The sequence below is a fragment of the Nocardiopsis sp. MG754419 genome (assembly GCF_018207095.1).
Taxonomy (GTDB): Bacteria; Actinomycetota; Actinomycetes; order Streptosporangiales; family Streptosporangiaceae; genus Nocardiopsis.
The window spans coordinates 1-11,839 of the sequence record NZ_QOCZ01000071.1; the positions used below are offsets into that span (position 1 = coordinate 1).

The following is an 11,839-nucleotide window of genomic DNA, read 5'->3' on the forward strand; positions in this document are numbered from 1 at the left end:
CCATCGCCGAACTCCTCACCAACACCGCCAAACACTCCGGAGCCACCCACGCCTGGGTCCACATCAACCACGGCCGCCAACGACTCGTCATCACCATCACCGACAACGGCCACGGCGGAGCCACCCCCACACCCGCAAGCGGACTCGGCGGCATCGCCCGACGCCTCGACGCCTTCGATGGCACGATGAACATCACCAGCCCCACAGGCGGACCCACCATCATCACCCTGGAGATTCCGTGCGCGTTGTCATCGCCGAAGACCTTGCCCTCCTCCGCGACGGACTCATAAGACTCCTCCAAGCCCACGAATTCACCGTCGTCGCCGCCCTCGACAACGGCCCCGACCTCCACACCGCCCTCACCGAACACAAACCCGACGTCGCCGTCGTCGACGTACGCCTACCCCCCACCTTCACCGACGAAGGCCTCCAGGCAGCCATCGCCGCCCGCACCCACATCCCCGGCCTACCTGTCCTCGTCCTCTCCCAGCACGTCGAACAGCTCTACGCCCGCGAACTCCTCTCCGACGACGCCGGAGGCGTCGGCTACCTCCTCAAAGACCGCGTCTTCGACGTCAACCAGTTCATCGAAGCCATCCGCCGCGTCGCCGCCGGCGGCACCGCCATGGACCCCGCCGTCATCTCCCAACTCCTGGCCCGCCAGGACCACAGCGGCCCCCTCGCCCAACTCACCCCACGCGAACGCGAAGTCCTCGCCGAAATGGCCGAGGGCCGCTCCAACTCCGCCATCGCAGGACGCCTCTACATCACCGAGAAAGCCGTCAGCAAACACATCAACAACATCTTCACCAAACTCGACCTGCCGCCCTCCTCCGACGACAGCCGCCGCGTCCTCGCCGTCCTCGCCTACCTCAACGGCCGGAACTGACCCCGCACACGACAACGGCCGCGGCCCCCGAAGGAGCCGCGGCCGCCGCACACCACCCGTCGATCAGTCCCGACGCACCCGATACAACCCGTCGATCTCCTCGGAGAACGCACGCAACACCGCGTCCCTGCGCAACCCACCCGACGGATGCACCAACCCCGACTGCATCGTGAACTCCTCGGCCAGCACATGGAACGACCGCACCGCCAAATGCCGCGGCACACTCCGATTGGCCTCGTACACCAACCCCTGCACCTCCCGCAGAAGCTCACGGTCCCCCGCGATCTCCTCCGGCGCCATCGACAACGGCCGACCGTTCACCAAACGCCAGTACTCCAACTGATCACGCACCAAGGTGACCAACGCACTCGCGAACGGCCGCCCCTCCACGATCACCAACACCTGGCTGATCAGCGGATGCGCCCGCAACCGCTCCTCGAACCCCGCCACCAACTCCGCGTCCCGCGACCGGTCCGCCGCACCCGACCGCACCACCACACCCGACTCCGCAGCCGGCTCCGGCTCGGGCTCCGCACGCGCCTGCGACACCCACGGATCCTCGGCAGGCGCCACCTCGGCCGGCCTCACCACCGAAACCACCGCGTCCTCACCACCACGCGGCCGCTCCACCCGCGCCACAGCCCGCTCCGGAGCGGGCTCCACCACCCGCGGCACGAACCCATCCGGCACCCGCGCGGACGACGCCTGGGGCCGCACACGACCCAGCACCCGCACGAAGCCCTCATCGTCCACCTCGACCACCACCCCGGTGGTCAACCACCCCTCACGGAACGCCGCCCGCGTCCCCTCCGCGTCGCCCCAGTACCCCAGGAACAACGCACCACCCAACAGACACAACTCACCCTCGGGCGACACCCACCACTGACGATCGGGCAACACCCGCCCCACCGACCCCGGCACACGATCACCCACCGCGTTCGCACAGAACACACCGGCCGTCTCCGCGACCCCGTACGCCTGCATCACCGGAACACCCACACCACCGAAATAGCTGTCCAACCGCTCCGACAGCCCACCACCCCAACACACCGCCAGATGCACCCGACCACCCAGCACGTCCCGGATCTTGGAGAACGACCAGTCGTACATCGACCGCGACAACCGGGCCCAGGCACCCTTCTTCTTCGCCTGGTCGAACTGCACCGCGGCGTCCATCGCCGCGTTGAACGTCCCCACCGAATCCCAGTCCGTCGAATGCGCCGAAGCCCGCTCCGACCCGTGCACACGCTCGAGCAACCGCGGCGTGCACACCAACACCGTCGGCCTGAACCGGTCCAACTCACTCCGCAACCGCCCCGGAGCCACCACACCCAACCGGACTCGACCCACCACACAGGCCACCAACGTCGCCAACCCCGGCAACTGCGACAACGGCAGATCCACCACCGCGCTCGCCTTGCCCGGCGCCAGCTCCGACAACCGCGGCCACATGCGATCCACCAGATCCGCCGCAGCCGACAACAGACCGCCGTGCGAGAGCACCACACCCCGCATCGAACGCGACACCGTGCTCACCGGATACAGGACCACCGCCGGATCCTCCGGCACCACCACATCCCGCCGAAAACGCACCGACGAGGCGTCCATGTACGCCCCCAGGCTCACCACCTCGGGCAGACCCTCCTCGAAGCGCCACACCCGCCCCAGGTCCGGCAACTCCCGCTGCAACCCCGCCACCACGCGATGGGCCCGCACCCCCGACACCACCGCCACCGCGGGACGCACATCACGCACCACCTGCGTCAACCGCTCCGAGGACGCCTCCATGGCGACCGGCACCAACACCGCCCGCACCGACCACACCGCGTACGCCAAACGCACCCAGTCATGGCCCGAAGGCAGCACCACCAACACCCGATCGCCCTCGGCCACCCCGGCCGCCACCAGGCCCTTGGCCACCGCCGTCACCTCGGTCGCGAAACCCCCCGCGGTCCGACGCTCCCAGCGGCCCTCCTCCAGCACCGAGAACACCTGCGCATGCGCGTCAGAGGTCGCCACGTCATAGACCTGGTCGCTCAGCCCGGACTGGCCTCGCGCCACCGAACCGGGGGTCTCGCCCATATCCAACTCATCCTCTGCCACATCGGAAGGCGGGCCACCGATTCCCACCCGCCTCAATCGGGGAATCGTGCCCTACTGTGCCCATTTCCCCACCGAACGGCAACCTCAGAGAAGTTCGACGAAACCCCCGACCTCGGGCTCATCCCACCTTCACCCGCGCACCCCACACAAAAGCCGCCACCGACAACACCGCCACCGACGCCATCACCACGGACATACTGACCAACGACGCCTCACCCGACGGAGTCATCCCGGCCAACGCCGCGATCGCACCACCCAAGGCGAACTGCAGTGAACCCATCAACGCCGAAGCCGTACCGGCCACCGCCACCGGCTGACCGTCCAGAGCCGACACCGTCGCGTTCGGCATGATGAAACCGACGCTGAACATCATCAGCGCCAACAACGACGACACCATCCACAACTGGGCCCACCCGGCCAACGCCAACACCAACAGCGTCAGCACCGCCACCAGAGCCAACAACAGTCCCATCAACAACCGTCGCCGCGTGTCCACCCGACCCACCAGCAACCCGTTGCCCTGCGTCCCCGCCATCGACGCCAACGCGTTCACCGCGAACAACCACCCGTACGTCTGCGGCGAGACACCGAACTCGTTCTGGGACACGAACGAGAACGCCGACACGTAGGTGAACAGCATCCCGAAGCTCAACCCCAGCGACAGCACCGGCGCCACGAACCGCCGGTTCCGCACCAGAGCGCCCACCGTCGCCACCAACATCCGAGGCCCCTGGGCCCGACGCTCGGAGGCAGGCAACGACTCCGGCAACCAGAACAGCACCAACACGAAACTCAGCGCCGACATCACGGCCAGCACCCAGAAACTCAACTGCCAGGGACCCACCAGCAACAGCTGGGCGCCCACCAGCGGAGCCAGCAACGGCGCCAACATCATCACCAGCGCCAGCCGCGAGAAGAACCGCACCGCGTCATCGCCCTGGAACAGGTCCCGCACCACCGCACGCGCGATCACCGCACCCGCGGCCCCGGCCACCCCCTGCACGAAACGCAACACGATGAACGCCGTCACGTTCGGCACGAACACGCACAGCACCGACGTGATCGTGAACAGGGCCACGCCCACCAGCAACGGCCGACGCCGGCCCCAGGCATCGCTCATCGGACCGATCACCAACTGGCCCGCGGCCAACCCCAACATGATCGCGGTCAGCGTCAACCCGATCTGCGCCTCGGAGGCCCCCAGCTCCTGCGTGATCTGTGGGAACGCCGGAAGGTACATGTCGGTGGCCAACGGGCCGGTGGCGGTCAACACACCCAGCACCAACACCAGCAACACGATCGCGCGACGCGGACGTACCGGGGGTGAGGCCGCCTGTTCGGCGGTGACGGGGGAGGTCGAGGACTGCACAGGTACTCCTGTTCAGAAACGGGGACGGGGTGGCCGGGAGCGCGCCCACGGGCGCGGGCCACTCCATACCAACACCGAACGGGAGGAATTCGCTCCCCACCCAACCACCCCGAAACCTGTGATGTCCCTTACCCCGAAGCGGACATTCACCGCACCAAGCGGTCCAACAACCTTTCCACCTCGGCTTCCGGATCGACCGTCAACCCTCCGTGCACCGGACCGGCCTGCACGATCGTGCTGCGAGGTGCGGTGAGCCACCGGAAACGCGGACCGGGACGTTCACGGCCGGCCGGACCCGCCTCGGCCCCACCACGGCACATCGCCTCCACCGCCTCCAGAGCCCGACGCACCCCCACCACGTCCACACCCGGGTCCAACGCCCGCAGCCGGTCCTCGTCCAGGTCCGAACGCGCGGCCAGGAACGCCCGGTCCTGGCTGTAGACGATCACTCCGGCGTTGACGCACTCGCCGCGCTCCAGACACGGCACCACACGCAGCAGGGCGTACTCGAACACCGCACGGTCGCGTGTGATCCCCACGCGACCGGTGGTCACCACGCTGTACCTCTCGCTCACGCGCCCACCTCCGGAAGCCAGGACCGATCGGCCACGCGGGCCAGCAGATGACGGACGTAGGCCTCACGGACCTGTTCCGGGGCGTCGAAGCCGGGCTCTTCCTCCAGCCACACGTCCGGCACGAGTCCCACCACCCGGCGCAGGAGCTCCTCGTCCACACGGGGTGCCAGGTCGGCGTCGGCCGCGGCGAGGTCGGGCCGGAAGCCCGACAGGACGTGGTCGGAGGCGTCGTAGGGGCGCGTGACGAACCGGTCGGCGTTGGGCCAGCTGTGGTGGAAGATCAACGTGGCCCCGTGGTCGATCAGGTAGGGCGCACCGTGCCACATCAGCATGTTGGGGTTGCGCCAGGAACGGTCCACGTTGCCCGTCAGGGCGTCGAACCACAGCACCCGGGCGGCGAGGTCGGGGGCGACGTCGAACGTCAGTGGGTCGAAGCCCAGGGACCCGGGAAGGAAGTCCATTCCCAGGTTCAGCCCGTCACTGGCCTTGAGCAGCTCTTGGACCTCCTGATCGGGTTCTCCTCGACCGATGACCGCGTCGAACTCCACCAGGGCCAACTCCGGGACCGGCAGCCCCAGGGCCCGTCCCAACTCCCCGGTCAGGACCTCGGCCACCAGGGTCTTGCGCCCCTGACCGGCCCCGATGAACTTGACCACGTACATCCCCAGGTCGTCGGCCTCGACCAGACCGGGGAGCGATCCTCCTTCGCGCAGCGGTAGGACGTACCGCGTCGCGATCACTTTCTTCAGCACGCCGGTCAGCATAGACACAACCGTCGACCGCACGGTGCGCACGCACCGACCGCACCCACGGGGAGCGTCCGTCGGCCGATCCGCGCGCACCAACGGACGCGGCATCGGACGCACGGGGCGCGCACCGTCACTTCGCGCAGGAACGGGGACGGCGTGCACAGTCGTCAGTCGTTCGGAGCCCGACGGTGTCCGACCACCCTCCGCCGCACCACCGAACCCCGTCACGGCCCCCTATATCCGCCCCTGAACACGTTCTAGAAGTGCCCTGGAATGAGCGCGACACGGCGCCCCTCTCCCGTGCGGAGTCCGATGAGTCGGGCGGCGTAGCCGCTCCTTTGTTTTTTCGAAGAAAATGCTTTTGAACAAAAGCTCCGCCACCTTTACGACGTAGATTTTAAGGAGAGACACGACCACCCTCGAGGTTTCCCCTCCACGATCCCCCCGTTTTCGGGGCCCATCCACTTCCGCCGGGCACCCCACCGACGCCCGCGGCCCCGGGGCTCCCCCGTATCCGAACGGAGGCCCCCGAGGGCCGCACTCCCCTCGCGTCAGAGGTTGTCCTCGGGCTGCTCTCCCCACTCCTCGTCGCCGTCCTGCCCCGGCCCCGGCACCGTGGGCACAGGGGTGGGTTCCGCGTCCTCCCCCGGCGAGGGTTCCTGCGCCGGCTCGGACTCCTCCGACTGCTCCGGCTGCGCCGGCTCGGACGGCTCCGGCTGGGGGAACTGCATCAACCACAGGTACAGCGCGAACATCAGGAGCAGCAGCAACAGCAACAGCGCACCCAGGGTGCCGATGAGCCACCAGTTGGCCTCGCCACGCGCCACCTTGCTGTCCCGCCCGCCGGGCAGAGCGCTCCACCGCACCGACGAGGCGCCCCGCTCCCCCGCCCAGTGCGGCATCACCATCGGGCCACTGGGCACCACCGGGCCGCCCCGACCGGCACGTTCCAAGAACGCGCCGGCGTCCGCACCGCCGCCCTCCTCGAACGGGCAGGCCACCCAGAGTGCCGAACGTCCGGTGGTGCGCGCCGCCACGACCTCGTCGCTGCGGCCCACCTCGTCGGCGAACCGACCGCGCGTGGCCTCGTCGATCCCCGCGGCGTCGTTGAGCATGGCCACGCTCACCCGGGCCCCGGCCCCGTCCCGGCCCAGGTAGACCACGCCCAGGCGCGACTCGCGCAACCGTCCCAGCAACCGGTACCCGCCCAGCTGGCGCGGGTCCCCCTCGTGCAGCCCCATCGTGGGAACCGACATCAGCCTCCCCCTTCACAAGCGACCATCGACCCCACCACCCGTGCCGGGAACCGGATTCGGGGCTCCGAACAGGTAGTGTCGCCAGCAGGTGAACCACAACCTACTCCTACCGGTGCCCCTACGGTCGGCACCCACGTACCGGGAAGGCGGGACATGGCAGAAACCTCCACCGGGAACGGTTCCTCGGCTCCGAAACCGGAGAGCACCCCGGGCGAACCCACCCGTCTGCTGCGCGCGGCGCTGCACGAGGTCTCCACCGTCATCGTCGGCCAGGAACGCATGGTCGAACGGTCCCTCATCGCGCTGGTGGCCCGAGGCCACTGTCTCATCGAGGGGGTGCCCGGCATCGCCAAGACCCTGGCCGTGTCGACGCTGGCCAAGGTCACCGGTGGTTCCTTCTCCCGACTGCAGTTCACGCCCGACCTGGTGCCGTCCGACATCGTCGGCACGCGCATCTACCACCCCTCCACCGAGCGCTTCGACGTCGAGCTCGGTCCCGTCTTCGCCAATTTCGTCCTGGCCGACGAGATCAACCGCGCCCCCGCCAAGGTGCAGTCCGCCCTCCTGGAGGTCATGGCCGAACGCCAGGTCTCCATCGGCGGGACCACGCACCCCCTGCCCTCCCCCTTCATCGTCATCGCCACACAGAACCCCGTGGAGTCCGAGGGCGTCTACCCGCTGCCCGAGGCCCAACGCGACCGTTTCCTCATGAAGGTCAACGTGCTCCACCCCAAGGCGCACGAGGAGATGGAGATCCTGCGGCGGATGAGCTCCGACCCGCCCACCGCCCACCAGGTCCTGGACCCGGTGACCCTGGGCGAGCTCCAGGCCGACGCCGAGCGCGTACACGTCCACCAGCTCATCGCCGACTACGTGGTGCGCCTGGTCATGGCCACACGTGAACCGGAGAACCACCAGATGCCGGACCTGCGCCAGGCGCTGGAGGTGGGCGCCAGCCCCCGCGCCACCCTGGGGCTGGTGTCCGCCGCCCGGGCGCTGGCGTTGCTGCGTGGGCGCGACTACGTCCTGCCCGACGACGTGCGGGTGCTGGCCCACGACGTCATCGCCCACCGTCTGGTGTTGACCTTCGACGCGCTGGCCGACGGCATCACCCCCGAACAGGTCGTCGACCGCATCCTGTCCACCGTTCCCGCGCCACGGGTCATCTGGGACGAACCACCCACGGGAGAGTCCGCTTCCTTCGCCTCGCACCGTTAGAGGGACCCACCGTGAACGCACCAGCGATCGGCACCGACCCACGGCTGCGTGCCGCCCTGCGCCGCCTGGACCTGCGCATCGTGCACCGCCTGGACGGGCTGCTGCACGGCGAACACCTGGGCCTGCGCATGGGGCCGGGGTCGGAGGCGGCCGAGGCCCGCCTGTACCAGCCCGGCGAGGACGACGTGCGTCACATGGACTGGGCGGTCACCGCGCGTACCGACACCCCCCATGTGCGGGACATGGTCGCCGACCGCGAACTGGAGAGCTGGACCCTGCTGGACCTGTCGCCGAGCATGGACTTCGGCACCGGGCTGTACTCCAAGCGCGAGGTGGCCGTGGGCGCGCTGGTCGCCGCCAACCTGCTCACCCAGCGGGTGGGCGACCGGTTCGGCGCCCACTTCCTGCACCAGGGCCGGATCCGACGGTGGCCGGCGCGTTCGGGCAAGGAGGCGTTGCTGGCCCTGCTGGCCACCATCGCCGCCGCGCCCACCGGCGACCAGCGCGGTCCCGACTCCGAACGGGACACCTTCGCCGACGCCGTCACCGACCTGGCGCGCGTCCGCCGCAGGCGTGGCCTGCGCGTGGTCGTGTCCGACTTCCTCGACACCCCCGCCTTCGGCGGGACCGTCACCTGGGAGCGTCCCCTGCGACAGTTGGCAGCGCGGCACCAGGTGCTGGCCGTGGAGGTCCTGGACCCCCGCGAACTGGACGTGCCCGACATCGGCGACGTGACTTTGCGCGATCCCTCCACGGGGCGCGTCCGCGACGTCCGTGTGACCCGGGCGGTGCGGGAACGCTATCGTGAGGCCGCCGGCGCCCAGCGCGCGGCCATCCGGGCGACCCTGCGCGGCTGCGGGGTCCATCACCTGGTGTTGCGAACCGACCGCGACTGGGTATTGGACATCGCGCGGTTCGTCATCGAACAGCGACGCACGGCGCACCATATGGCCCGCCACACCCCGGGGGTGCCCCGATGAGGCGCGCCGAGGCGCACACGGCGTGGGAAGTCCCCACGTCGCGGATGATGACGGGGGACGTGAGGCCGTCATGACCTTCCTGGAACCCCAGCGACTGTGGTGGTTGCTGCTGGTCGTGGTGCTGGTGGTGGCCTACGTGCTCGCCCAGCGTCAGCGGCGCGAGTACACGTTGCGCTTCACCAACCTGGAACTGCTCGACCAGGTCGCCCCGCACCGGCCGGACATCCGGCGGCACGTCCCGGCCACGCTGTTCGCCCTGACGATGGCGGTGCTGCTCGCCGCCATGGCGGTCCCGGCGATGCCGGTCGAGGCCCCTCGGGAGCGGGCCACCATCATCGTGGCGGTGGACGTCTCCCTGTCGATGGCGGCCACCGACATCGAACCGGACCGTCTGCACGCGGCCAAGGAGTCCGCACGCGGGTTCGTAGACACCCTGCCCGACCGGTTCAACGTCGGGCTGGTCTCCTTCTCCTCCACGGCCACCGTGGTGGCCCCGCCCACCCAGGACCACGCCGCGGTCATGGGCTCGGTCGAGGGGTTGCGCCTGGGACCGGGCACGGCCATCGGCGAAGGGGTCTTCGCGTCCCTGGAGGCCATCCGCGGCTTCGATGAGGAGGCGGAGGAGGATCCGCCGCCCTCGGCGATCGTGCTGCTCTCGGACGGGGAGAACACCAGTGGTCGCGACATCGCCCAGGCCTCGGCCGTGGCGGCCGAGGAGGAGGTGCCGGTCTCCACGATCGCCTTCGGCAGCGGTGCGGCCATGATCGAGATCGACGGGTACCAGGTGCCCGCCGACATCGACAAGGAGGCACTGCGCGGACTGGCGCAGGACACCGGGGGTCACTTCTACGAGGCCGAGAGCGAGACCGAGCTGGACGAGGTCTACGAGGACATCGGCTCCTCGCTGGGCACCGAGTACGTGCATGAGGAGATCGTCACGCGCTTCGTCCTCATCGCGATCGTGCTGGCGCTGGCCACCGCATCGACCTCCCTGCTGTGGTTCCAGCGTCTTCCCTGATCACGACGGTGGCCACCGATGAGCGCCGTGATGTTGGACACATCCGTTTAGGTGGGGTTTGCACCAATTCCCCCGATGCCAGCGGTTAGCGTTGGCATGTTTGCCTTGCCCACCCACATCGAGGAACGATGCCGAAGACACCCACACCCCCGACCGCGCTCTGTTTCGATCTGGACGACACCCTCATCGACGACGCCGCAGCCTCCTCCGCGGGTCTGCGCGCGGTCATGGAACGGATCGGCCACCCCGACTTCGGCGCCGCCCGCGCGCTGTGGGACATCCAGACCGAGATCTCCTTCGGTTCCTACCTGCGCGGCAGGATCGGCCTGGAGGAACAGCGTCGGGAACGTGTTCGTGCGCTGGCCGTCCAGTCAGGCCACGACAACCTGGCCGACCAGCACTGCGATGAGCTCTACCGCATCTACCTGGAGGCGCACCGTGCCGCCTGGCAGGTCTACCCCGACACGCACGCCACGCTGGCCGCGCTCGGCCGCGCCGGGTACCGCATGGCGCTCCTGACCAACGGCGTCGAGTCGCTCCAGCACGCCAAGCTCCAGGCCCTGGAGCTGACCGGATACTTCCACACCGTGGTCTGCGCCGACACCGCCGGGGCCGGCAAGCCCGACCCGCGCATCTTCCACTTCACCGCCCAGCGCCTGGGCGTGGAGACCTCCGCCTGCTGGCACGTGGGCGACCAGATCCAGTCGGACGGTGTGGGCGCCAGCGCCTCGCGCATGCACCCGGTGATCATCGATCGCACCGGACGCGCCCCCTTCGAGGGGATCACCACCATCCCCGACCTGGAGAGTCTGCCGCGCATGCTCGGCCTGACCGCACCCACCGGCGCCATCTGATGTCCACGGACGATCCGGTGTCCCGCCGTGTCACCGTCCACCTGATCACCGCCGGCCCGGACGGCCCCGAACTACGGGGCGCGCGGGTGCTCTTCGGTGAGGACCCCGAACGCCGCGCCCGTGAACTGGGCGGACTGCCGGAGGACGCACCGCTGACGGCCCTGGACGTCATCACCGAGACCGTGAGCCTGTCCCGGAGCCGGGCGATGCACGTGGACCGCATCGTCTACACCCGACCGGAGCTGCGTTCGGCCTGGCCGGACGTGGTGCCCGCCGAGGGGCTGGTCCCCACGGTCCCCGCGCTGGTCCCGGACGAACCCGACCCCGAGCCGGGATCCCTGCCCCGTCTGCGTCGCTTCGCCTCCTACGGCATCGTGACCGACCCCGCCGGACGCATCCTGTTGAGCCGGATCGCCGAGGGTTTCCCGGGCGCCGGGTCCTGGCACCTGCCGGGCGGTGGCGTGGACCTGGGAGAGGACATGCGGGCCGCGCTGCGTCGCGAGGTGGTGGAGGAGACCGGCCAGCACGGCGTGGTCGGCGCGCTCATCAGGGTGACCGGTCACCGCCGCACCTCGTCCGCCTCCGACCTCGACATCTACGCGGTCTGGGTCTTCTCCCACGTGCACGTGGGCGCTCCCACGGAACCGCGGGTGGTCGAGGAGAGCGGATCGACCGCCGCGTGTGGGTGGTTCGCGCCCGAGGAGCTGAGCGGCCTGCGCCTGTCCACGACGGCGCGTCGAGGTCTGGGCTTCCTGATCTCCCACCCGGAGCGTTGACCTCCGGGGTCACGCGGCCCCCGGGTCCGCTCCCCCGGCTCCGATGCGCTCG

At 69.5% G+C, this 11,839-nt stretch carries 12 protein-coding genes; 7 read left to right on the forward strand and 5 right to left on the reverse strand.

The features are described from left to right. Together DSY14_RS15205 and DSY14_RS15210 are read left to right on the forward strand one after the other, a co-directional pair. Positions 1–290 (forward strand): sensor histidine kinase (locus tag DSY14_RS15205; RefSeq protein ID WP_374224018.1); only part of this gene is annotated, 290 nt, incomplete at its 5' end. Further along, complete coding sequence (locus DSY14_RS15210; RefSeq protein ID WP_211717217.1) at positions 239–889, forward strand: response regulator transcription factor; 651 nt, start codon at positions 239–241, stop codon at positions 887–889. The genes DSY14_RS15205 and DSY14_RS15210, both read left to right, overlap by 52 nt. Before the next feature lie 63 nt (positions 890–952). Here DSY14_RS15210 and DSY14_RS15215 read toward each other — a convergent pair whose 3' ends face one another. From DSY14_RS15215 to DSY14_RS15235, 5 genes are all read right to left on the reverse strand, one after another. Beyond that, the gene (locus DSY14_RS15215; protein ID WP_211717218.1) at positions 953–2,971 is read right to left on the reverse strand and encodes an AMP-binding protein; all 2,019 of its coding nucleotides are present in this window, start codon (positions 2,969–2,971) and stop codon (positions 953–955) included. Positions 2,972–3,110: 139 nt separating this feature from the next. Beyond that, a complete protein-coding gene (locus tag DSY14_RS15220; protein ID WP_211717219.1) occupies positions 3,111–4,361 on the reverse strand; it encodes a multidrug effflux MFS transporter in 1,251 nt (416 codons plus the stop codon). 146 nt (positions 4,362–4,507) lie between these two features. Continuing rightward, positions 4,508–4,936, reverse strand: coding sequence for a DUF3037 domain-containing protein (locus tag DSY14_RS15225; RefSeq protein WP_211717220.1), 429 nt, complete (start codon positions 4,934–4,936; stop codon positions 4,508–4,510). Then, positions 4,933–5,700 carry a HipA family kinase gene (locus DSY14_RS15230; RefSeq protein WP_211717221.1) on the reverse strand — a complete coding sequence of 256 codons (768 nt, stop codon included), beginning with the start codon at positions 5,698–5,700 and terminating at the stop codon, positions 4,933–4,935. The genes DSY14_RS15225 and DSY14_RS15230 overlap by 4 nt, the downstream gene beginning before the upstream one ends. A gap of 536 nt (positions 5,701–6,236) precedes the next feature. Beyond that, positions 6,237–6,941 carry a hypothetical protein gene (locus tag DSY14_RS15235; RefSeq protein ID WP_211717222.1) on the reverse strand — a complete coding sequence of 235 codons (705 nt, stop codon included), beginning with the start codon at positions 6,939–6,941 and terminating at the stop codon, positions 6,237–6,239. A 153-nt stretch (positions 6,942–7,094) separates the two neighbouring features. On the opposite strand from DSY14_RS15235, the gene DSY14_RS15240 reads away from it, so the two are divergent. The 5 genes from DSY14_RS15240 (at position 7,095) to DSY14_RS15260 (ending at position 11,787) form a co-directional block, all read left to right on the forward strand. Beyond that, on the forward strand, positions 7,095–8,159 hold the full coding sequence (locus DSY14_RS15240; RefSeq protein WP_211717223.1) for a MoxR family ATPase: 1,065 nt from the start codon (positions 7,095–7,097) through the stop codon (positions 8,157–8,159). A gap of 11 nt (positions 8,160–8,170) precedes the next feature. Continuing rightward, on the forward strand, positions 8,171–9,139 hold the full coding sequence (locus tag DSY14_RS15245; protein WP_211717224.1) for a DUF58 domain-containing protein: 969 nt from the start codon (positions 8,171–8,173) through the stop codon (positions 9,137–9,139). Positions 9,140–9,209: 70 nt separating this feature from the next. Then, positions 9,210–10,157: a VWA domain-containing protein gene (locus DSY14_RS15250; protein WP_211717262.1), complete on the forward strand. Its 948-nt coding sequence runs from the start codon at positions 9,210–9,212 to the stop codon at positions 10,155–10,157. A gap of 128 nt (positions 10,158–10,285) precedes the next feature. After that, the gene (locus DSY14_RS15255; protein ID WP_211717225.1) at positions 10,286–11,011 is read left to right on the forward strand and encodes an HAD family hydrolase; all 726 of its coding nucleotides are present in this window, start codon (positions 10,286–10,288) and stop codon (positions 11,009–11,011) included. Then, the gene (locus tag DSY14_RS15260) at positions 11,011–11,787 is read left to right on the forward strand and encodes an NUDIX hydrolase (RefSeq protein WP_211717226.1); all 777 of its coding nucleotides are present in this window, start codon (positions 11,011–11,013) and stop codon (positions 11,785–11,787) included. Before DSY14_RS15255 ends, DSY14_RS15260 begins: the two co-directional genes overlap by 1 nt. The last annotated feature ends 52 nt before the right edge of the window (positions 11,788–11,839 follow it).

Bases quoted from the DNA above. Each gene is read 5' to 3' on its own strand.
- DSY14_RS15250 (WP_211717262.1), top strand. From the start codon at position 9,210: ATGACCTTCCTGGAACCCCAGCGACTGTGGTGGTTGCTGCTGGTCGTG.
- DSY14_RS15260 (WP_211717226.1), top strand. From the start codon at position 11,011: ATGTCCACGGACGATCCGGTGTCCCGCCGTGTCACCGTCCACCTGATC.
- DSY14_RS15215 (WP_211717218.1), bottom strand. From the start codon at position 2,971: ATGGGCGAGACCCCCGGTTCGGTGGCGCGAGGCCAGTCCGGGCTGAGC.
- DSY14_RS15230 (WP_211717221.1), bottom strand. From the start codon at position 5,700: ATGCTGACCGGCGTGCTGAAGAAAGTGATCGCGACGCGGTACGTCCTA.
- DSY14_RS15255 (WP_211717225.1), top strand. From the start codon at position 10,286: ATGCCGAAGACACCCACACCCCCGACCGCGCTCTGTTTCGATCTGGAC.
- DSY14_RS15235 (WP_211717222.1), bottom strand. From the start codon at position 6,941: ATGTCGGTTCCCACGATGGGGCTGCACGAGGGGGACCCGCGCCAGCTG.
- DSY14_RS15240 (WP_211717223.1), top strand. From the start codon at position 7,095: ATGGCAGAAACCTCCACCGGGAACGGTTCCTCGGCTCCGAAACCGGAG.